This window comes from Buttiauxella agrestis (genome assembly GCF_900446255.1).
GTDB lineage: Bacteria > Pseudomonadota > Gammaproteobacteria > Enterobacterales > Enterobacteriaceae > Buttiauxella > Buttiauxella agrestis.
Genome location: NZ_UIGI01000001.1, coordinates 2,532,877 through 2,556,021 on the forward strand (window position 1 = coordinate 2,532,877; position 23,145 = coordinate 2,556,021).

The following is a 23,145-nucleotide window of genomic DNA, read 5'->3' on the forward strand; positions in this document are numbered from 1 at the left end:
CCAGTCGCCCTTCGTAATAACGCATCCAACTCTAACAACCCAGCAAAACATTTTAATGAGAGAGTTAGTCACTATCGAGCCATTTTTAATTCACCCTTAATTATCATGCACTTAGACATAGTGAATTTTAAAGTAATTGTATTAAGTTATTCTAAATGATTCATTTCATAAATCTAATAAATGACCGTATATTTACACTCATAACTTCGTGATATATTTCATCGTCAACTACGAAATAGCCCTATCACCTTTGAAACAAGAGTCGCTGATATCAACACACTCAGGCGAACCATACAGTTTATGCATGAATTCTTGTTTTATTCTTGATGAGCATTCGAAAGATCTCTCAATAACGGACCTCAGTTGAGATTCACATCTAAAACAAATGGATATATTTATGCAAAAGAAAATGATCTCCTTATGTATTGCCCTTGCCGTCAGTAATAACGCTCTGGCAAGTGGCGAAATTGAATCAAAACAAAAAGCTAATGAACAAACTTGCCCCACAAAAGTCGGTTCGTTAACTGAAGAACAACGCGCTAAATTACCTAAAAAATGCCTGACCGCAGAAGATGACAACACCTGGCTTTGGATTGCGGGCGGCGCAGCGGCAGCCGTTGCAGGTATTGTCGCGGCGGCCAGTGGTGGCGGTGGCGGCGGTGGCCATCACAGCAGCGATACGCCGGTTGACCCAGTCGACCCGGTTGATCCGGTGGACCCAGTCGACCCTGTTGATCCCGTCGACCCTGTTGACCCTGTTATTGTCTCCCCGACGACGTTTGCCAACGGGGCTATTTTTGACCCTGCCAATCACTCCGTGACGTTCAACAATATTGCCTATCAGTACGCTCAGGAAGGCGATCATTATGTTCTGACCGCTCCGGACGGCAGCGTGCTGTATACCGACAGCGCGCACTGGTCTGTGGATGATAAAAACGATCTGTCCATCAGTGGGAAAAATGCCGATGGCCAGTACTGGGCTTATGATGCGAACGGTAAATTCATCCAGGCTGATGCCAACACCAACGTAGTGATTGGTGATGGCACTAACACCACGATTGATAAGCCAAACAACGCGTCCGGCAAAGATAGCGCCGGGACGATTGTTTCCGGGGATAACACCAATACGGTCATCAGCGGCGGCACTAGCGCAACGGATGGCGGCACCGGGACTAAAGTTGATGGCGACAGCGCAACCGTTGCTAACACAGGTTCCACCACCGTTTCCGGCGAAGGCTCAACCGGTACCGATATCACCGGCGACAGCGCAGCCGTTGATAACACGGGTAATACAGACGTAGCTGGCGGCGGCACAGGTACGGCCATTTCAGGCGATGACGCCATTGTCTCCAATAAAGGCGACACTGGCGTTTCCGGCGATGGCTCAATCGGTACCAATATCACCGGTGACGGCGCAGCCGTTGATAACACGGGCAAAACTGACGTGACTGGCGGCGGTACAGGTACGGTAATTGGAGGCGATGACGCCGCTGTTACCAATAACGGTGACACTGGTGTTTCCGGCGATGGCTCAATCGGTACAAATATCACCGGTGACGGCGCAGCCGTTGATAACACGGGCAAAACTGACGTGGCTGGCGGCGGTACAGGTACGGTAATTGCGGGCGATGACGCCACTGTCGCCAATAACGGTGACACTGGCGTTTCCGGCAATGGCTCGACCGGCACCGATATTTCCGGCAACGGCGCAGTCGTTGATAACACGGGTAATACCGTCATTGCTGACGGCGGTACGGGTACGACAATTTCAGGCGATAACGCCACTGTCAACAATACAGGCGACACGGCCGTTTCCGGCGCAGGCTCAACCGGCGTAATTATTACCGGCAACGATGTTGTGGTTGATAACAAAGGTGATACCGACGTCTCTGGCGGTGCCACCGGCACCCAAATTGACGGCGACAACGCCAAAGTTGATAACACAGGCGATACGGCTGCCAGCGGAACAGACAGTAAAGCAGTTGTGGTCAATGGCAATGGTGATCAGGTCAATCTCAATGGCAACATCGCCGTGGCAGATGGCGCAATTGGTACTGAGGTTATTGGTAACGACGCGGCGATAACCATTAAAGGCGACGGCTCCACCCCGACAAAAATTGATATCAAATCTGGTGGTAAAGGTGTGGTGATCAAGGGGAATAATACCAATCTGGTCATTGATAACATGATAGCCACTGCGGATGGCGCGGGTTCTGTGCTGGCCGAAATTACCGGTGATGATGCCAAAGTCAGCGTGGGCGGTGAGCTTCATGTCACTAATGGCGCGACGGGTATTGATATTGACGGTGCGCGAGCTGCCGTAGACACTGCTGCGAATATCTTTGTTCAGGATTTGAATTCTGTTGGTATCAATATTTCTGGTGCTAACGCAACGTTTAACAACACGGGTGGTATCGACGTAAAAAATAATGCTTCCGGTGTCGTTATTAGCGGTGATTCTGCTGCTACTACACTGAATGGTGATATTAATGTCACTTCAGTGCTGGGTTCAGATGATGTATTGCAGCTGGCCAATGGCGTTGTGGTGAGTGGTAATGGCGGCACCACTAAAGTGGTCGGAAACGTAAATGTTTCAAATCAAGACATTTCAGGCGCTGATAAAAACATCATTTCAGGGAAAATGAGTGGTGTAGATATCAAGGGTGAGAATAATGTTATTGATATCGATGGTACTATAAACATCGAAGCAAAAGGAAATACTACCACTCTCGATAGCAAGGTAGGGACAACATTTATTGGTGCAAAGGTAGAGGGTTCGGGTAATCAGGTAAATATCACTGGTGGTGTGAATGTAACCAAAGAAATCGCCAAAACTCTTGGTAATTCCGCAAGAATTCAAGGCATCTATATTACTGGAGACAATACAGTTACAGTCAGCGGTCTTTCATCTGTAGAAAATAACACTGACTGGTTGAACCAAACACAATATGCCTATGTAACAGATGGGGGGCAATTGTTGTTGACAAAGGATTCCGTACTGAATATTGATAATAAAACACTCAGCGACTATGGGGCCCAGTCAGCTGGTGTAATCATAGCCGACGGGATGAATTCAACACTCAACAACGCTGGTGTAATTAAAGCCAACATTAACGCTGGTATTATTTTGCAAGTAAGTGGCAGTGCTACAGGTGAAAATACCGGTAAAATATCCACGACTTTCATTTCTGGCAATCAGCCGAACCAGGGAATTATTGCTAGCGCGCTAGCTAATTCAAAGTTCGACAATAGCGGGGCTATGAACATTACCAGTAATAATACCCCGTCAACCGCATACGGCGCTGTCAGTATGTATTCTGATGCTTGGGTCGTTGGTGCATATACAGGTATTCAAGCAACTGGTGTAGGAAGTATTGGTGATAATACAGTTGAGGGGAAAATCAACCTGGCGGGTGCCGGTCTTTATGGCGTTGCCGCAACACAATCGGGCACAGCATTAAACGAAGGAGATATTTCGCTCAATGGCTTCATTCAGCAAATGGATGAAGCGGGAAATGTGACTTCTCAGGAGAAATATACTGTTGAGGATAAATCAGCTTATTATCGCGGTGCAGGCATGATTGCTGGCTCCGATAATGGCGCTGCTAAGGGTGGTGGTGCAACAGCGTTAAATACCGGTAACATTGAAGTCAAAAATTCAGGTTTCGGTATGTTGGCTATGGCGGGCGGCACGGTGACTAACCAGGGCATTATTACTCTGGATGCCGATGCCACTACCGTCAGTGACAATACCCCGACGCAACTTATCGGCATGGGCGCGATGCAAGGCGGTAAAGCCATCAACGACACGACCGGTGTTATCAACATCAATACCGATTTAGGTAAAGCGTTCTACGTTGATAGCGGTAAAGGCAGCGTTATTGTTAACAAAGGCACCGTCAATTATAACGGCGTCGCTATCGATAATTCTGACTCGCATATGGGTAGCACACCGCTGGCAACCGATCCGGTTTCTGGCCAGCAAGTAGTGAAATCCGTTCGTGGTTATCAAGTGGGTACTAACGCCGACGGTTCAGCGGGTACGTTCAACGGTAGCCATATCGATGTCTCTGAGGTGACGGTTAATACCGGCTTTACCGAAGGAACGGCGGATAAAACTGCCAGCTTCGATAACGTGTTTAAAGGTACCGATATTCAGGGTGCTGAAAACATCAAGTCAGACACCGTAATGTGGAATGCGCAGGCTCAGACGGATACCAGCGGTAACGTTGATGTCACCATGACCAAGAAAGACTACCAGGAAGTGGCCGATACCAGCGTCAGCAATGTCGCCGGTGCTCTGGAAGCGGGTTACACCAACAACGCGCTGTTCAACAGCCTGAACCTGAAAACTGCCGGTGAAGTAACCAATGCCATGAAGCAACTTTCTGGCATGAACGCGACCAGCGCCTTTAACGAAGCGCGTGTCCTGAGCAACCGCTTCACCATGCTGGAAGATAACGCTGTTGTCACCTCAAGTGGTCTGGGCTTCAACGTGGTCGCCAAAGGGGACAAACGTGCCGAACTGGGCAACAACACCCAGTACGACATGATGGCCCTGAGCCAGAAGTTCACTTTAAGCCCGAACCAGAACATGAAGCTGCAATACGGTATTGCGCGTCTTGACGGTAACGGCGATGTGAAGAATGCCGGTGACAATGGCCTGACTGGCGGTTACAGCCAGTTCTTCGGTCTTGAGCACAGCCTGAAACTGAGTGAAAACTACAACCTGGATACCGCGCTGCGTTACGACAACCAGCAGTTAGACAGCAGTCGTTCCATTCAGTACAGCGGCGTTAACGAAGTGGCGAACTCCAGCAACAGCCAGCAGTACATGGAGCTGAAATCCGGCGTGAGCCGTGGCTTTGCCCTGAGCGACACGCTGAACTTCAAACCGTCTGCGGGCGTGAAACTGCGCCACACGGTTGAAGGTGCTGTGAAAGAAAGCGGTGCTAACGACTTCAACCTGAGCATGGATTCCAGCACAGAAACCGCAGTCGATGCCGTTATCGGTATGCAGCTTGATTACGCTGGTAAGAACGGCTGGTCAGCGTCGGCGAAACTGGAAGGCGGGCCAAACCTGTCTTACAGCAAGAGCCAGCGCACCGCTGAACTGCAGGGTGCCAAAGGCCAGCGCTTCAGCGTTGACGATGGTCAGAAAGGCGGCGGCATCAATGGTCTGGCGCAGGTTGGCGTGCATTACAACCTGGGCAACACCACCATGGGTGTGGACGCGTATAACTGGCAGGAAGATGACGCCAACGATAAAGGTCTGAACCTGAACGTTAAAGTGAAGTTCTGATCACGTTGAAAGTCTAAAATTCTTTACGTAGTCACCACATGCCCTTCTGATTAATATCGGAAGGGCATTTTTATTTATGCATAACCATTTTTAACATCCTGCCCTCCCCTTATACCAGGATGATTCTTGTCAAGCCCCCCGCTACTCACTGCTATTTTACTAAATATTGAAGTAAGTATAGCTAATTTCAAATTAAACAGACTCTCTGTATAATTAAATTATGTTGATGCCAGTAATAACTTATCAACACATTTCAAATTACACTCACTTTCTTCAGGCGATATTATGAAATTAAAAACATTGGTTTTAATGGCTCTTTGTCTTTCACCTTTAAGTACATTCGCTGCAGATGGCGATATTACTTTTAATGGTGAAGTGACAGCAGCAGCCTGTACTTTCAACGGCTTTAACAATGGCACTACCACCACCGGTGCTGTCATGGTTTTACCAAGCGTGACGCCAACATCTTTCGTTGGCGCAGGCGGTTATGCCGGGATGCAGGATTTCACCATTGACCTTAAAAACTGTACTACTACCACACTCAAGAATGCCCAAGTTTCTTTCAGTGGCACTCCAGATGTGACTGATAACTCTATTCTTTCTAACATAGCAGGTACTTCACCCGCCACCGGCGTAGGTATCGCGCTTCTGGAAAATGACGGCTCCACCCCGATCAGCATCAACGGCGGTGCCCCGGCGAAGGCTCAGGCGTTAGTCGATGGTGATAACTCCCTGAAGTTTAAAGTCGCTTACAAAGCGAATACGTCTACTCCGGCAGTCACGGCGGGTAAAGTCAGCGCCAAAACGTTTGTCGACATTGCGTATAATTAATCCGTTTTCAGACTTAATAACATTTCTTTAATAGTTTAATTTACCCGCTTATAACAAACAGGCCATTCGTGATGTGGAATCATTTATCATTAATAATGAAGACTATCATTTGTGTGCCTGTTTTATTTATTCCTGTATTACATGCCGCAGATAACCCAAACAGCACAAATAAAGAAGCATCAGAATTCGATGCCGATTTCTTACGTAAAGATTCAGAGGTTATTCCGCAACAATTTTATCATCCTGAAAACATCACTGCGGGGATTAAAACCGTAGATGTGGTTTTAAACGGCCATACCTTATTTAAAACTAAGGTCGAGTTTATCCCCGTTAAAGGCCACGACAGCGCAGTGCCTTGTTTAACCCAGGCTTTATTGCACCAGTTGGGGTTGGAGCATCATCTCGATGAGCTGGCGAAGTCTGGCAATGAAGTGTGCTACGACCTGCTAGCCAAATGGCCTGATGCCAGCATTAAATATGATGAGTCGATGCAACAGCTGCTGATCACCGCTCCGCAGGCGGCAATGAACGTGGCGACGCAAAGCGAAATGATCGATCCGTCATTGTGGGATAACGGCGTAAACGCGTTGCGGTTGAGTTATTCAGGGTACGTTTATCATTCGGAAAATCACGGTTCCAACTCAGATTCATCCGGCAGCGACAACGCCTATCTGAGCCTGAACTCCGGTCTGAATCTTGGCTCATGGCGTTTTTACAGTTTCGATACGTTCAATAAATCCGACACGGGCTGGGAACAAAACCACGATCGGGCGTACGCTGAACGCGACATCTCATCGCTGGTATCACGTTTTACGGTCGGGGATGTTTACGCCTCCACTTCCAGCGATATTTTGGGCATTTTGCCCCTGCGCGGCATCACGCTGGAAACCAATAACCAGATGCTTCCGGCGTCCACATTCAGCTATGCGCCGGTGATCCGTGGCGTGGCGCGTACCAATGCCAGAGTTGTTATCCGCCAGCGCGATAACATTATTTACAGCAGCACTGTCGCCCCAGGCAGCTTTGCGATTACTGACCTGACCAATGGCCAGATTGGCGCTGACCTGGACGTAACGGTAGAAGAGAGCGACGGCAGCCAGCAAAAATTCACGGTGCCCTATACCTCGCTACCCAACATGATCCGCCCCGGAACCTGGCGTTACAGTCTGAGCGGCGGCCGTTACCGCGATGACTCGCTTTCATATCAGCCGTTGGTGGCTCAGGGCAGCCTGCAATACGGCTGGGATAAAATCACCCTGAGCGATCTCGTCATTGCCGGGGAAGGCTATCAGTCTATGGCCGTGGGCGGTGCATTTAGTCTGGGGGCGTTCGGCAGCGTGTCCCTCGACTGGGCGCTCGAGCGTCACCAAACGGTTGAAGAGTTAAACAACGCTTATGGCACGAATGGACCGGAAGCCGCCAATGACAGCGGTCGCGCCCTGCGCCTTCTTTATGCGCGCCGCTTTGATGCCACCGACACCTCGTTACAGCTGATGGGTTTTCGCTATCAGACGGCTGAATTCATGGATTTCCCGGAATATGCGGACTGGCGCTGGGGCGACGATGAAACGCATCATCACCGCAAAAATGAAGTGCAGGCCACGATCAATCAGGGGCTGGGCGATTATGGCAACGGTTATCTGACGTTGCAGCAGGACAGCTATTACGACTCCAGCGCCAAAGATACCTCACTGACGCTGGGCTACAGCTTTAACATTAAATCGGTCAATGTCAGCGTGAACTACAGCTATCAGGCCAATACCGACGGTGACGGCACAACAGCCAATAGCCCCGACCGCCAGCTGTCGCTCAATTTTTCCGTGCCGCTTGATGTCGGCGAAAAACGCAGTCGAAATCTGTCGTTTACCACCAACACCAGCAATCACTCCGGCGATTCGCAGATGGCGACCGTCTCAGGCACCGAACTGGATAGCGCCATGAACTATTCACTGTCTGTCCAGCATGACCACAGTGGGTATTCGCCGTCAGCGGCGGTCGCCTATCGCAATAGCATTGCCAACATGAATGCCAGCGCCAGCGTCAGCCAGAACAGCAGCCAGTACTCCGCAGGGATCTCCGGCGGCGTGGTGGCCTATCGCCACGGTGTGGTGCTGTCTCAGCAATTGGGCGACACCATCGCCATTATTGAAACCCCTGGTGCGGAAGACATCAGCGTGGAAGGCCAGCCGGGCGTGACGACCAATCGCTGGGGTCGCGCGGTCGTCCCGTCAATTTCGCCGTATCGCGACAATTCATTGTCGCTCGATACCCGCCATGCGGCGGATAACGTTGAATTGATTGATGGTGGGGAGAACGTTATCCCTACCCACGGAGCGGTAGTTGTCCGCCGTTTCCAAACAAAAGTAGGACGCCGCGCTATAGTGATGTTATCGCTGACAGACGGCAAGCCAGCACCTTTTGGCGCAAGTGCATGGCAAGGGAAAGAGCAGGTCGGCATGGTGGCCGATAACGGATTGTTGTATCTCAACGGCGTACTGGCCGATGGCGAGACAACTCTGCACGTGACACTGGAAAATAACACCCAGTGCCAGTTCGAACTACCTGCCGCCGGCGGTCATTCCGACCCCTGGTATCAACAAATTAATGCGGTTTGTCGCTAAGTAGAGAAAGTATGAAATTCAATAAATTTGCAGCATCACTGATTGTCAGCACCTTAATTTTATCCGGCGTCGCCAGCGCGGCTGTGCGCCCCGCCCTGACCCGCGTTGTCGCGCTGGAGAGTGATAAAGAAACCTCCATCAAGCTCATCAATGATGATAAAAACAAGGACTATCTGGTGCAGTCCTGGGTTGAAGATTTGCAGGGTAACGATAAAAACTTACCGTTAATTCTGACGCCGCCGCTGTTTAAAATCGGTGCGGGTCGTGAAGGGAAACTGCGCATGGTGATTGTGCCGGGTAAAATCCCGCAGGATCGTGAATCCGTGTTCTGGCTGTGGGTCCAGGAAATTCCACCCGTCAGTAAAAGCACCCAAAACCAGCTCGAAGTGGCGGTTCGTACCCGTCTGAAAGTGTTTATTCGCCCGACGACATTGTCTGAAAAACCTGCCGATACGGTGAACAAATTGCAGTGGCAAGTGGTGAAGGAAGGCGGCAAAGCCTGGCTGACGGCGCAAAACCCAACGCAGTATTACGCCAGCCTTTCCGAGCTAACCGTCACCGTGGCGGGCAAAACCGTGGCAGTCGAGGGTAAAAACACCATGGTGCCCGCAAAAGGCCAGTCCCGCTATGCGCTGCCTGCCAGCGTGGCCGGTAAATCAGGCTCCCTGAATTATTCCGCCATCAATGATTTTGGCGGTGATTCTGCGGTGCTGCATCAGTCATTGACGTTCTAACGGACAGATCCTATGAGAAAACGGCGCCCACTGACCACAATCCTGCCTGCCATCATGCTGATGCTGGCAGGCTTTTTCCCCGGCCTGAGTTGGGCTGGCGTATTACATTGTGATATCGACTCCGGCGGTGCCTCGCCGTTTTCCCCTTACACGCGTGAAAATCCGATCGCGGCAGATCAAAACACCCCGGATTATACCGTAGTGCTGTCGCTCGATTACGCCCAGTTTCTGCCGAATATGCGCCTGACCTGCACGTCTGACGGCCAGGAGTTCACCGCTCCGGCCTCTTTTGACGGCGATATATCGCTTAGTCTCAGCGCGGTCAATGACCAGCAACTGGACTGGGCGGGCGAGGCTCAGACCAACAATAATGGCATCAAAATGAAGATGTACATCAAGGCGGTGTCTATTAACGAAGAGCCGCTGGCGAACAGCTATCCCCCGGCGAAAATGGCGGCGGGCAAGCGCCTGGGGGTCGAATATCCGATAGTCGACGGTAAAGATGACACCACACTGGTTCAGTTCGGCGCGCAATATAATGCCGATAAGTCATTGTATAAATACGATACTAAATACAACTTCGCCATTGAGTCGATGCGCGCGGAGCTTATCAAATTGGGCTGGATGGAATATGGCTCAACCGCTGTTATTCCCCCTGGCACACATCTCACCTTTTCCATTGACGGACTGGGCGGAATTGCCACCGTCGACGTGCCTTTAGGCTCCGGCGTGTATATCGCCGCGCCGTCGTGCTCGCTGGACAACAAACACCAGATAGTCGAACTGGGTGTGCTCCACCCTGATAGCACGGGCAGTTATCCGCAGAACGGGCCGATGACCCGCTTTGGTATGGATTTCACCTGTAGCAGTTACACCAATAATGTTGAATTCACGTTTGAAGACGCCAATGCCGTTATCAAAGGTAAAAAAACGCTGGTCGTGCACAGCGCGGCGAATGGCAAAACCGTGAACGGTCTGGCGGTCGGAATGTATAACAGCGAAGGCAAGGAAGTGGTGACAGGGGTGAAACAAGACCTGGGGATTGGCCAGAAAGGGAAAAATACGGCCTCATTTCAGGCCGCTATTATCCAGACCGCAGCCGAAATTACCGATTCAAATAACAACGCTTTCACCGGGAAATTTACAGCAAAAGCGAATGTGACGATTACCTATTACTAATGAGAATCAGTTTTGCAGGGTGGATAAGCGATAGCATCCACCCTTTCCCTTTGTTATTCGCCATCACTCGGGCATGGTGATTTCCACAACATGTCGCTGCCCATCATCAACCAGCGGAATGTTATGTTCCGGCAGCAACACGTCATTCAGCATGGCCTGATACTCCCCCGCACGGCGCTGCACATTAATCTGATAATCACTCGAACCGTGGCGATAAACCAGGCTCACTGAAGGCCAGTCACGCGGCAGTAACGGGTGAACGGTGATCGAATCGCCGTGGCGCTCGATCCCCAACAACGTTTCGATGATTAACCGATACGCCCAGCCTGCCGAACCGGTATACCAACTCCAGCCACCGCGCCCGGTATGCGGCGCAACGCTGTAAATATCCGCTGTCATCACGTACGGTTCGACTTTGTAACGCGCTATCGCATCCGCATTAAGGCCGTGATTTATCGGATTGATCAGCGCCCAGAGCTGCCAGGCCCGTTCGATATTGCCGCTGCGCGCAAAAGCCATCACCACCCAAATAGCACCGTGAGTATATTGCCCGCCGTTTTCACGCACGCCAGGCAGATAACCCTGAATGTAACCGGGGTTTGGCCCATTGCCGTTAAATGGTGGAGTCAGCAGTTTTATCAGCCCGGCCTCGCTATCAACCAGGCGTGAGTCCAGCGCCTGCATCGCTTGCGCACAACGTTCCGCACTTCCCGCGCCCGACAACACCGCCCAACTTTGGGCAATAGCATCTATCTGGCACTCTTTCGCACTCTGCGACCCGAGCGCCTCCCCGCTATCAAAATAACCCCGGCGATACCAGGCGCCATCCCAGGCTCCCGCCTCAAGTTTGATTTGCAGTTTTGCCGCCTCATCACGGCACAGCGTGGCGGTTTCGTCATCGTGGATTTGCTCGGCAAGCTTCGCAAATTGCTGCAAAACATCGTAGAGGAAGAACCCCAGCCAGACGCTCTCGCCCTTGCCTTCCAGCCCGACGAGATTCATGCCATCATTCCAGTCTCCCGCGCCCATCAAAGGCAAACCGTGTTGACCAAAACGCAGACCGTGGCGAATGGCTTTAACCCCGTGTTGCCACAGCGTTTCTTCCAGCGCGCTGATAATCGGCTGTTCGTAGGCCGACTCTTCACCCGGCTGCAATTCACGGCCTTCAAGGTATGGCAAAGGATGTTCGAGTAAACCGACATCACCGGTCGTCGCCACGTAATGGCAAATAGACAGCGGCAGCCAGAGATAATCATCGGAACAACGGGTGCGAACGCCATTGCCTAACGGCGGATGCCACCAGTGTTGAACGTCGCCTTCCACAAACTGACGCGAAGCGCAGAGCAGAATTTGCTCGCGCAGGCGTTCTGGCGCGGCATGGCTCAAAGCCAGCGTATCCTGAAGCTGATCGCGGAACCCAAAAGCACCACCAGACTGGTAGTAGCCGCTGCGAGCCATCAGGCGGCAAGCGATGGTCTGATACAGCAGCCAGCCATTGGCAAGCAAGTTAACCGCCGGGTCAGGCGTGGAAACGACAATCTGGTCAAGCATGCGGTGCCAGTAACTGTGAACATTCGCCAGCTCGCTGCGGGCGGCATCTTCATTCAGATACTGATTTATCATCTGTTCCGCATCCTGCGTGTTCTGCCCGATACCCAGCACAAAAATAAATGTCCGCTGATCGCCGTCAATGAGGGTGGTGGCAGACTGAATCGCACCGCACGGGTCCAGCCCCGCGCCGGTTTTACCCGACAAAGTACGCTGTTTCATGGCCGCTGAATCACGCAGTGAACCATTGCGCCCCAAAAACTCCCGGCGGTCGCCCGTGACGGAACAATGCACGCCCGTCACCGCAAAGAAAGCGGTTCTTTCCGACCCATTGCTACTGTAGAAATTATTCGCCAGCACCCCACAGCCAAGCCCGGTCGTCGAGGCGCGAGTCACCACATGCATCGCCGATTTGCCACGAGACTCACCCAGCGCCCATTCCACATAACCGGTAACAGAGATTTTGCGCGTGCGCCCGGAGGTGTTACTGAGCGTCAGAATAGCGATTTTGACCGGAGCATGTTCCGCCACCAGCACTGTTAATTCCGTGTCGATGCCCGTTTCACGGTGCGCGAAAACGCTATAACCAAAGCCGTGACGGGAAAGATAGTGCCCGTTGCCGCGCACCGGTAACGTGGTGGGCGACCAGACGGCTCCGCTTTCTTCATCGCGCAGGTAATACGCCTCCCCGGAACGATCGCTGATCGGATCGTTTTCCCACGGAGTGAGGCGATACTCATGGGCATTTTCATACCAGGTATAGGCTTGCCCCGCTTCAGATATGACCGTACCAAAACTGGCATTCGCCAGCACATTTGCCCACGGCGCGGGCGTCTGGTCGTTTTCATCAAGCGTAATCTGGTATTCACGGCCATCTTGCGAGAACCCGCCGCGGCCATTGAAAAACACCAGAGCGCGGATATCCGGCTGCCACGGTTCGTGCTGATTAGCCGGTGTAGCAATGCGCGGAATAAACGCCTGCTGGGTTGGGATCGTTACCTGAAGCCGCTGATTGAGCTGCTCTTTCAGGCCACCAGCGCGATCGTCCAGGACAATTTGCGCCACACTCAGCAGCAAAAGCCGGTCTTCCGCCGACATATGCTCGCCGTTACGCACGAAGATACCGCCGGGTTTGTCTATCTGGCTGGCTTCAGAACCGGCCATCAGCAGTTCCACTATTTGATTTTGTAACTCCTGCTGATAACCCCCAGGATTATCGTTGAGAATCACCAAATCGACCGCCAGGCCTTTTAAGCGCCAGTAATGGTGCGCCTGAATCATGGTGGTGATGAGCAGAATACTTTCATCGCTAGTGATATTAAGAATGACAATCGGCAGGTCGCCGGAAATAGACCATCCCCACAAACCTGACTGCCCGCGCCGGTTACGACACAGGGTTTTCGCATCCGCACGCAGTTCCGGGCCTGGGAAAAGCACCGCGCTTGCCAGGCGGTTAAACAGCGTTGCATCGTCTTCATTGGCATTAATCTGGCGCAAGACTATCTGGCTGTGCGACCACGCGAGTTCAAATACGCGATCGGCAATCGGATGGTCATGATATTTCTCGACCAGTGCCAGGCTTTGCTGGCGGCTTTCCGTCACGCCATAAATAATATCGACCGTAACCGGCAAGCCAGGCTGTAAAACGATGGACTGGCGAATGGCCAGAATCGGGTCGAGCACTGGCCCGACACTGTTACTGAGCAAACCGCCTTGTTCAGTCACAACGGCATTGGCGGGCGTTCTTCCGCGCCCCAGGAATTTTGCGCGGTCAGTTTCAAACGAGATTTCGTTTTGCGCCTGCCCGTGTACCACCATGGTATGAAACATCCACGGGCAACGTTCATCCGGCGCGCGAGGGCGACGATGGCAAAGAATGCCGTGCTGCTCAGGGACCAGCTCCGTCTGAATAAACAAATTACTGAATGCCGGATGCGCCATATCACTATCATTGGGTGCCAGAACCACTTCGGCATAAGTCGTCAGTTCAATAGTGCGCGGTTGCCGCCCCCGGTGCAGCAGCGTCACCCGGCGCAACTCAATATCATCTTCGGGTGAGACAACAATCTGCGTTTTCACGCCAACCGTTCCCGCCACAAGTTTGAACTCGGCTCCGGCATCGGTAAAGATCGCGTCGTACTGGCTGACCGGTTCACCGAGCGGTTGCCAGGTATTACTCCATACTTCATTTGTGACAGGGTCACTGATATAACAAAACGCGCCCCAGTTATCGCAGGTCGCGTCGCTGCGCCAGCGGGTTAACGCCAGATCTTTCCAGCGGCTGTAACCGCCGCCTGACTGGCTAACCATCAGGTGATAATTTGAATTCGATAACAACTGGACTTCGGGAATCAGGCTATCAACATCGGTAAACTCGCGGGTTTCATACTGAACGGGTTGCAGTACCCCTTCGTGAGATTCGAAATGACGACGCGGGCTGTACAACTCAACCGCATCAGGCACCCGTTCTTGCAATAACAACCGTGCCGACTGAAATGCCGGGCTGGTCATAAATCTGTCTACCATTGGCGCACCTGAAAGCACATGCGAAAGTGCCTGGAAGGCCATTCCCTGGTGGTGCGCCATCCACGAACGCACCACGGCATACATCTGGCCGCTGGCGAGGCGTGACGGCGTGTAGTCCAGCGATTCGTAAAAACCGTATTCACCACGAGCGCCGTTTTTCTCAAGTTTCAGAAGATTTTCACAGGCTTTATGCGGCGAGATAGTTAACGCCATCATGGTGGCGTAAGGGGCGATCACCATGTCATCCGCAAGCCCACGGCGTAAGCCAAGCCCTGGCACACCAAAAGCGTGATACTGATAATTTTGCAGCGCATCGAAGGAGTAGTAACCCGACTCTGAAATCCCCCACGGCACGCCCCGCTCTTTGCTCCAGTCAATCTGGCGTTTCACCGCCGACTGGCTCATCTCTTCGAGCAGGCTTCCGGGATAGGTCGGCATCACCAGGTTTGGCATCAGGTATTCAAACATTGATCCACTCCACGACATCAACGCCGTTTCGTTATCAATGGTGGTAAATAGCCTCCCGAGCGCAAACCAGCTTTTCAGCGGTAATTGATTGGTGGCAATCGCAAGGAAACTGGTCAGGCGAATTTCAGAGGGCAGCAAATCGTAATGGCTGTTATCGAGCTTATTGTTATCGCAGTTATATCCCACACTCAGCAGGCTGGTGACTTCGTTATACAGGAAGACGAAATCCATTCGGGCGTGTTCAGTCAGGCGTTGTTCCAGCTCGGTAATAATATCCAGACGCGTGCGAGCCTGGCGAATCACGGATTCCGGGGGTGTACCTTCGCCGCTGTGTTTCGCCTGCGCCAGCCAGGACAGCGTGGGTAGCGATTCACTCTCCCACTGCGCGGGCAGCCAGCTGAGAAAATGCGTCCACTCGTGGCAGATAAGCACTAACTGATGCTGAAGATGATCCACCCAGCGGCGAATCCTCCCGTCCTCGTGACTACACAGGGCGTGCAGGCGATTACTTTGCGCCCGCATATTTTTCAGTTCTGGAAAGAGTAACGACGGATGGAGTGTAAACGCCGTTTTGCAATGGTTGTGCAACTGGCGCAACGACGTCGGGGCATGTTGACCCCAGGTTTTCTCGAGGATTTGCAACGTATCCTCAAGCCCCATCAGCAATTGCCGGGTGTTAAGGATCGGTTGGTTGCGCAGCCCGGTTAAACCCGCGCTAAGGGTAAGCAAATGCCCGGCCATATTCCCGCTATCCACACTTGAGACATAGCGCGGATTGAGCGGAGCCAGGGTGCGCGTGTCATACCAGTTATATAAATGCCCCCGGTAATGCTCCATTTTGTCCAGCGTGTCGAGCGTCAGCGTGATGCGTTGCAACATGTCACCTTGCGGAATATAACCAAAATCCCACGCCGTCAGGTTGGCCATCAGCGACAAACCAATGTTGGTCGGCGAAGTGCGGTGCGCAATCACCGGCTGGGGAATTTCCTGGTAGTTATCCGGCGGCAGCCAGTTTTCTTTCTCAGTGACAAACGTTTCAAAAAAGGCCCAGATCTCGCGGCTACTCTGGCGCAACAGCCGTTTGTTTTCAGCATTAAACGTGATGGACTGACGGACAGGTTCGCGGCTCAACCAGCTTAATAACAAAGGTGCCAGGCACCACAAAACGCCGATGGGTACAGCAAAAAACAGCAGCATCGGTGAAAGCCAGGATGCCAGAGCGATTAACGCCATACCTGAAACCACATTGAGCCACATCGCTCGATAAAAACGCAGCGGTGATGTTTTGGCTCCTGACACGTTTTGGTCAAAACTGGCCCACTGATTGAGGTTGTGATGGCTAATACCCAGACGCCATAACGTCACCGCAATGGCCTGAAGCGAATACCCGGCTTCATGAGGAAGCGTGATAAACCCCATGCCAACGCGCATCAGACGTTTAAGCCCTCCGTAAGAAACCAGTTTTAGATGCTGCAAGAACGGTCGTCGGGCAGGTTTATTCACAATATCCTGGGCCAGAACCAACGCGCCAGGAAGTAGCAGCGCAACGGTCAGCACCGCCAGCCAGAACAAGGGATTTGGAACCAACAAAATGGCGCAAAACACCAGTATCAGAAATGACGGAGCGACCAGGCTGCGGCGCAAATTATCCAGCAATTTCCAGCGAGAAAGCGTGGTCAGCGGGTTTTTGTCATGCGTTCCGTCCGCCTTTCTGACGTTGAATTTCAGCCAGTTGAGCAACTGCCAGTCACCGCGTATCCAGCGGGTACGCCGGGAAACATCAGTCAGGTAATTATTAGGGTACTGCTCATAAAGCAAAACTTCACTGAGCAACCCCGAGCGGGCATAGCATCCTTCAAGTAAATCATGGCTCAGTACCAGATTTTCCGGGCAGGTATTACGCGTGGCTTGCGCAAAAGTATCGACATCATAAATGCCCTTCCCGACAAACGATCCTTCGCCAAACAAGTCCTGATAAATGTCCGATGACATCATTGAGTACGGGTCATTCCCCGGCACATTACTGGACATCGCCGCATAGCGGCCCTGCCCGTCACGCGGAATTTCCTCCGCAAGCCCAGGCTGCAAAATCCCATACCCTTTCACGACGCGCTGTTTTACCGGGTCGTATACCGGGTGATTGAGCGGGTGCGCCATCGTCGCCACCAGTTTATGCGCGGTATCTCGCGGCAGAACGGTATCGCTATCCAGGGTGATGACATATCTCACGCCGGAGGGTGGCGTGATGACATTGCCGTGGACTTCAGAAAACTGCGCTGCGGGTTCGCGTAACCAACTGTTCAGCATCGACAGTTTGCCGCGCTTACGCTCATAACCCATCCAGACGTTTTGCTGTTCATTCCACTGCGCCGAGCGGTGAAGCAGGAAAAACAGAGGCTGGGAGACAGAGGCATAGCGCCGGTTCAGATTCTGCATTTGCGCTTCCGCCCAATGCAGCAACTCGTCATTTGCCACCGAATTTTCATCCGGGGAATCGGCAAAATCCGTCAGTAATGCAAAGTACAGGTTTGGCGTATTGTTACCGAGATAGCACACTTCCAGGCTGTTAAGCAGCCGGTCGATTCCCGCCCGACTGGTGAGCAGACAAGGAATCACCACCATCGAACAAAACTCAGGCGGAATGCCCGTCGAGAAATCCATACGTGGCAACGGCATGGGTGAGCGAAAACGGGTTGTCGCTTCACTGAGTAAATTCACCGCTAACTGGCTGACTATCACCACCAGCGGCAGCGCCAGAAGCGCCAGCGGCCAGGTCATACCTTGTTCGTGGGTACGGGACAAAACGTGGGCAGTAAAGGCAGTCGTCAACAGGCTGAGACTACCCAGCCAGGAAAGCAGCGGAATTTGATTAAAGCTGTGGCGCAACCGCACCACCCAGGACGTATTGGCCCCAAGCTGTTGTTCGAGGGCTACGCGCCCTTCACCGATTAAGTAATACCCCACATGATGCCCCGGCGATTCGGCGTCCGCAGCCTGAGCCATGCCCAGAATATGACGCGCAACTTCCGGCTCACTGTGATGGCTGTGCCTGGCGAGTATTTCAATGATGTGCCGATAATGGTCGCGGGTATCAAAATGCATGGCCGGGTAAATCCCCGACGGATCGCTACGCAATGTTTGTTCAACCAGGCTCATGGCTTCGGCGAAGTCCGCCCAGTTGGTTTCACTGAGCAGGCGCAAACCGGCGATGCTGTTACTGACGGAAAGCTGGCTGGCGGCAAGTTGCTGGTTAAAGCGATGAATCAGGTAATCGGTCGTGACACCTGTCTCCGCCAGGCGCTGTTCAACCCAGGTCAGCGGCAAAGAGAGCATATTCCCTCGCCCCTGTAAGCGGCGAACCAGCTCCGCCACAAAAGCACTGCTTAATGGCGGGCGCGAACGGGCCATATCCGCAATCACCATAATCAAATCGGCTGGCGTGTTTTCGGCGCATTCAAAAATTCGCGTCACCCAGACATCCGCCAGATTACGTTCTTTCTGAGCTTCGGCCACTTCGATACTGACCCGGCGTAAATTCTCAATCAGCGCCAGGCGCAACATGCCCGGCAGCGCCCAAAGCTCGCCAAGCGTTAACGGCGTCACCTGCTGATACGCCGCGATATAGCTTGTCAGGCTGACTGCATCCCAACGCCCATCGGCATGCGCAATGGCTTCGGAGGCAATATCATAAATACGTGGGCAATTGTGCGGCGCGGCAAGCGGTGGAAGCCCCTTGCCAAAGTTCTTGGGCAAATGATGGCGAACCACGCGGATCTGTTCTTCAATCAGATAATAGTTATCCAGCAGCCATTCACCCGCAGGCGTAATACCCGATTTTTCACCCGCGTTGAGCAAATAACAGTTGCTGGTAATGATCGCTTCGTTATCTTCCAGGCGTTTAAGCAAATAGTAAGGCAGCCTGGTGGTCGATATTTTATGGGAACGCGCCAGCTTCTGGCCGTAACGTTCCATTTGAGCGGCAGAAAATAGCTCTGCTTTGATAGGGCTTTCGTTTGCGGGTTCTGTACCCAACCAGCCAGGAATTTCTGAATGGGGCTCCAGTGTGTTACTCGCGGTAAACCACTGTTTTAAATTTAATTTCATGAATTTGCTCGTCAGGCGATGTGAACGCGCAGGAGCAGTTGTTCAATCAAATCAGAAACGTTCTCTCAGGATGGGGTGTCAGGCATCAGGGATTTAACAGCTGCAAGATTCTTCAAAGTATAGGTTAAAACTTGTTCGTTTTATTCTTGCGGGATTTTCGTCAGGCGTGCCAAAAAGGGTAATCAGCGCGGAACGACGAAGAGTGATTTGCATTTCGGGCAGAGCAACGTTTGTCCCTGACGGATTTTGCTGGCGGCAAACTGGGATTTGTTGCCGCAGATCGGACATGTGACGGAGCCGTTAGCGGCATTTTTGAAGCGTTTCATTGCGGAATCTAAGAAGGACATGATGATTTACCTTTCAATGAATGAGGTTCATCGTATCACGCCCTGAATAAATAACGCACAGTTATCGGTTGGTCAGTTTCAATAGACTAGCGAGCCAGGCTGGAGTCTTTGAAAAAGGTTTCAAGTTTGCGTTTTTGCGCGCCGTTCCCGGTGAAATTATCCGGCGAAAGCCATTGCGCCAGCGCTTTTTCAATCACTTGCCATTCGCCGTCAATAACAGACAACCAGTCCGTATCGCGGTTACGCTGCTTGCGGGTCATCGCCTGGCGGAACCGCCCTTCAAAGGTGAACCCCACGCGTTCAGCCGCATAGCGTGACGCCACATTCAGAGAATCACAGCGCCACACCACGCGCCTGTAACCCAGAGAAAAAGCATATTTTAGCAGCAGGTAAATCGCCTCAGTGCCCAGAACAGTTCTTTGCATCAGCGGCGACCAGGTAACATGCCCTATTTCCAGCGCGCCGTTAACCGTATCAATATTGTTAAAGCAGACCACGCCAACCGCCCGGGAGTTTTTTACATCTGTCACCGCCCACGCCACCAGTTGACTGTCTTCAATTTTATGCGCGATCCAGTTCATCATTTCTTGCAGGCTCGCGGGCTTTTCTGCACCCAACCAGGTCCAGTCCCGGTCATCTTTCGCCTGCGAAAACGCCTCGAACAGCGCTTCGCAATGGCTGACTTCAAGCGGCTCGAGCTGACAATGCAGCCCCTTTTTCAGGCAGCGCTCCGGGAATGCCACCGGTTGCCAGTCAGGCAATGAAAAACCCACTTGCTGACCGTATTTATTGGTATTCGACATGAAATCTCACCAGGCCTCAGGTTCGCGCAGCATATGAACGATATTGCATGGACTCATCACCCATCCTCCTTTAAAACCCTCTGGTAGCGGCTCGACCGCATCACAGCGAACAACGCCAGAATCAGCAATATGTTTTTCAGCCTGCTTGAAATCCGGGGTAAACAGTTCGAGCCAGACTTCAGCCTGGCTTAATGCAGGCGCTTCATCTATCCACAAGCGGTTCGGGCCAAGTTCGAACCCGGTGGCAGGCGGTTTATCGGTAATCTCAGGAAGCCCGAGAACATTGCGGTAAAAATCGAGTGTCTGTTGAAACTGATGGGATGGAACTTTGATGGCAATATCAATCCCACCTTTAAATTCTGCGCTCATAAAGTTCTCCTTATTGATGGCTTTTAAACGCTGTTTCGATCATTTCAGTCAGATTGTGCGGGTAAACCAAATCAGAAGTCGCGCGTAACTCATCCGCACTCCACCAGTGATGGTCGCTGATAATTTTAACTTCATTATGGCTCCAGCACTGGGTATTTATCGCATGACTGCCCGAGCGCACCACGTAATACCGCTCCTGCGCCTGAACGATTTCCCCGCTGGGTAGCTTCATGATGAAATCTCTGCGCGCGACAGACTCCCCCATATCCTGGCAAACAATGCCAGTTTCTTCCTGTAGCTCCCTGATGGCAGCTTGCTCGAAGGATTCACCTGCTTCAACTCCGCCACCCGGCGTGGCCCAATAAGACTTGCCTGCCAGCGCATCATCCTTATGGGTGTATCTGAACAGTAATAGTCGCCCTGCTTCGTCAATAATCAACAATCTGGCTGCGGGTCGCTTTCTCAATTTTATTCTCCTGTCTGACGAGGCGATTCTGCTCAAAAAAAATCCGATTCTTTACTTTATCGCTCCCTGAATTAAAATAGCTCACTTCATTTCTTCTCTATAGGTATTCGTCCAATGCGCTATTGATGCTGCCGTCACCGTGACGGCCAATGTTCTTGCCCCGCATTTGCGGGTCAGTTTCTGGCATCTGTGGAGTACCTATGACGAATATTTATATCGCGCTGGAAAGCGTTGGTTTTACCTTACCTGACGGCACACCGCTGTTCACTCAACTTAACGAAAGTTTCGACTCGCGACACACTGGCCTGGTCGGGCGCAATGGCGTGGGGAAAAGTGTGCTTGCACAAATTCTGGCGGGCAAAACCTCTCCGTCGTCCGGGCGCTGTATCCGTTCCGGCTCGGTGTATTACCTGGCGCAACAAGTTACCACCTGGGCAGACAAAACCGTCGCTGAACTGGCGGGTGTCGGGAATATTATTGCTGCGCTGGAACGTATCGAAATGGGCAGCGTATCTCCCCTGGATTTTGATACTGTCGGCAACCGTTGGGATATCCGTCAGCAGCTACAACATGAACTGGAGCGCTGCGGCCTGGGATACCTGGAAGCATCAACGCCCGCCCAACGGTTAAGCGGCGGTGAATCTATGCGCGTTTCGCTGATTGGCGCATGGCTTTCCGAAGCCGATTTTTTGATTCTTGATGAACCCAGCAACCACCTCGACCGCGCCGCCCGACAGGCACTCACTGCGCAGTTACAGCGCTGGCCCGGAGGATTAGTGGTCGTCAGCCATGATCGGGATTTACTGCAATCCCTGTCGCGAATTGTGGAGCTATCATCACAAGGATTGAGCAGCTATGGCGGTAACTATTCGCTCTATGCACAGCTCAAAGCGCAGGAAACACAAGCCACGCTGCAACAGTATGAATTACGCAAACGCGAGCGTCAGCGCGAACAAAAAGCCCTTCGCGAGCAAAAAGAACGCCACGAAAAACGGCAGGCGCGAGGAAACCGCCAGGGACGCGAAGCCAATCAGGCTAAAATTTTACTCGGCGGGCAGAAGCAACGAAGTGAAGCGTCAGCGGGTAAATTGCACCAGCAGCATGCCGCCACGCTCTCGACTCTCGACCAACGGGTACGCGAAGCGGCAAGCCAGGTGGAGGAAAACGCCGCCATCGTCGTGCATTCGCTGGCAGTGAGTTCGCCCTCGCGTCGCCAGATTTGCCAACTTAAGGATGTCCAACTTCCCTTCGTGGCAAACTTTGTTACGCCGTTGAATCTGACGTTAACCGCCCAGCAACGCGTTGGTGTCGTCGGGAATAATGGCTGTGGGAAATCCACCTTATTGAAAGTTCTGGCGGGAAAACTCCAACCGTTAGCCGGAGAGTGTCAGGTTGTTGAGCAGAATGTCTGGCTTGATCAACACCTCGCCACCCTTGACCCACAGCGCACGGTTCTTGAGCAAATGCTGGAAGCTAATCGCACATCAGGGGAAGCCGATTTACGTATGCGGCTGGCGCAGATTGGCCTGGACGCAGATAAAATCCAGGCGCCCAGCGGATCACTGAGCGGCGGCGAACGCCTGAAAGCCGCGCTAGCTTGTGTGCTGTATGCCGATCCCACGCCGCAATTACTTTTGCTTGATGAGCCTGGCAATCACCTGGACTTACCGTCAATTCAGGCACTCGAAACCATGTTATGCCACTACCAGGGGGCAATGGTTGTGGTTTCACACGATGAGGTGTTCCTGAAGAATCTGAATTTAACCGAGCGTTTATCACTGACTGAAGGGAGTTGGTGTCTTGAATAAATGGGTTTTGTGAGGTGGATGAGCGTCATCCACCCTTTG

The 23,145-nt window shown here is 52.3% G+C and carries 11 protein-coding genes; 6 read left to right on the plus strand and 5 right to left on the minus strand.

Going from position 1 to position 23,145, the window contains the following annotated elements:
* Positions 1-397: 397 nt before the first annotated feature.
* The 5 genes from DY231_RS25220 to DY231_RS12250 all read left to right on the plus strand — a co-directional run bounded on the left by DY231_RS25220 (position 398) and on the right by DY231_RS12250 (position 10,667).
* Positions 398-5,302, plus strand: a complete 4,905-nt coding sequence (locus DY231_RS25220; protein WP_172588642.1) for a pectate lyase-fold domain-containing protein — start codon at positions 398-400, stop codon at positions 5,300-5,302.
* A 285-nt stretch (positions 5,303-5,587) separates the two neighbouring features.
* Entirely contained in the window at positions 5,588-6,133 is a 546-nt protein-coding gene (locus tag DY231_RS12235) for a fimbrial protein (protein ID WP_115628605.1), read from the plus strand.
* Positions 6,134-6,228: 95 nt separating this feature from the next.
* Positions 6,229-8,754, plus strand: coding sequence for a fimbria/pilus outer membrane usher protein (locus DY231_RS12240; RefSeq protein WP_115628606.1), 2,526 nt, complete (start codon positions 6,229-6,231; stop codon positions 8,752-8,754).
* Between the two features lie 11 nt (positions 8,755-8,765).
* On the plus strand, positions 8,766-9,488 hold the full coding sequence (locus DY231_RS12245) for a fimbrial biogenesis chaperone (protein ID WP_115628607.1): 723 nt from the start codon (positions 8,766-8,768) through the stop codon (positions 9,486-9,488).
* Positions 9,489-9,500: 12 nt separating this feature from the next.
* Positions 9,501-10,667: a fimbrial protein gene (locus DY231_RS12250; RefSeq protein ID WP_115628608.1), complete on the plus strand. Its 1,167-nt coding sequence runs from the start codon at positions 9,501-9,503 to the stop codon at positions 10,665-10,667.
* 63 nt (positions 10,668-10,730) lie between these two features.
* On the opposite strand, the gene DY231_RS12255 is transcribed toward DY231_RS12250, so the two are convergent.
* The 5 genes from DY231_RS12255 to DY231_RS12270 form a co-directional block, all read right to left on the minus strand.
* Positions 10,731-19,313: a GH36-type glycosyl hydrolase domain-containing protein gene (locus DY231_RS12255; RefSeq protein WP_115628609.1), complete on the minus strand. Its 8,583-nt coding sequence runs from the start codon at positions 19,311-19,313 to the stop codon at positions 10,731-10,733.
* Positions 19,314-19,495: 182 nt separating this feature from the next.
* The gene (locus tag DY231_RS25225; protein ID WP_172588689.1) at positions 19,496-19,660 is read right to left on the minus strand and encodes a YnfU family zinc-binding protein; all 165 of its coding nucleotides are present in this window, start codon (positions 19,658-19,660) and stop codon (positions 19,496-19,498) included.
* 86 nt (positions 19,661-19,746) lie between these two features.
* Positions 19,747-20,463, minus strand: a complete 717-nt coding sequence (locus tag DY231_RS12260) for a GNAT family N-acetyltransferase (RefSeq protein WP_115628610.1) — start codon at positions 20,461-20,463, stop codon at positions 19,747-19,749.
* 6 nt (positions 20,464-20,469) lie between these two features.
* Entirely contained in the window at positions 20,470-20,832 is a 363-nt protein-coding gene (locus DY231_RS12265; RefSeq protein ID WP_115628611.1) for a VOC family protein, read from the minus strand.
* Between the two features lie 10 nt (positions 20,833-20,842).
* Positions 20,843-21,298 carry an NUDIX hydrolase gene (locus tag DY231_RS12270; RefSeq protein WP_034495352.1) on the minus strand — a complete coding sequence of 152 codons (456 nt, stop codon included), beginning with the start codon at positions 21,296-21,298 and terminating at the stop codon, positions 20,843-20,845.
* Between the two features lie 200 nt (positions 21,299-21,498).
* On the opposite strand from DY231_RS12270, the gene DY231_RS12275 reads away from it, so the two are divergent.
* Positions 21,499-23,106 carry an ABC-F family ATP-binding cassette domain-containing protein gene (locus DY231_RS12275; RefSeq protein WP_115628612.1) on the plus strand — a complete coding sequence of 536 codons (1,608 nt, stop codon included), beginning with the start codon at positions 21,499-21,501 and terminating at the stop codon, positions 23,104-23,106.
* Positions 23,107-23,145: the final 39 nt, after the last annotated feature.

Bases quoted from the DNA above. Each gene is read 5' to 3' on its own strand.
- DY231_RS12235 (WP_115628605.1), top strand. From the start codon at position 5,588: ATGAAATTAAAAACATTGGTTTTAATGGCTCTTTGTCTTTCACCTTTA.
- DY231_RS12260 (WP_115628610.1), bottom strand. From the start codon at position 20,463: ATGTCGAATACCAATAAATACGGTCAGCAAGTGGGTTTTTCATTGCCT.
- DY231_RS12265 (WP_115628611.1), bottom strand. From the start codon at position 20,832: ATGAGCGCAGAATTTAAAGGTGGGATTGATATTGCCATCAAAGTTCCA.
- DY231_RS12245 (WP_115628607.1), top strand. From the start codon at position 8,766: ATGAAATTCAATAAATTTGCAGCATCACTGATTGTCAGCACCTTAATT.
- DY231_RS12240 (WP_115628606.1), top strand. From the start codon at position 6,229: ATGAAGACTATCATTTGTGTGCCTGTTTTATTTATTCCTGTATTACAT.
- DY231_RS25225 (WP_172588689.1), bottom strand. From the start codon at position 19,660: ATGTCCTTCTTAGATTCCGCAATGAAACGCTTCAAAAATGCCGCTAAC.
- DY231_RS25220 (WP_172588642.1), top strand. From the start codon at position 398: ATGCAAAAGAAAATGATCTCCTTATGTATTGCCCTTGCCGTCAGTAAT.
- DY231_RS12255 (WP_115628609.1), bottom strand. From the start codon at position 19,313: ATGAAATTAAATTTAAAACAGTGGTTTACCGCGAGTAACACACTGGAG.
- DY231_RS12250 (WP_115628608.1), top strand. From the start codon at position 9,501: ATGAGAAAACGGCGCCCACTGACCACAATCCTGCCTGCCATCATGCTG.
- DY231_RS12275 (WP_115628612.1), top strand. From the start codon at position 21,499: ATGACGAATATTTATATCGCGCTGGAAAGCGTTGGTTTTACCTTACCT.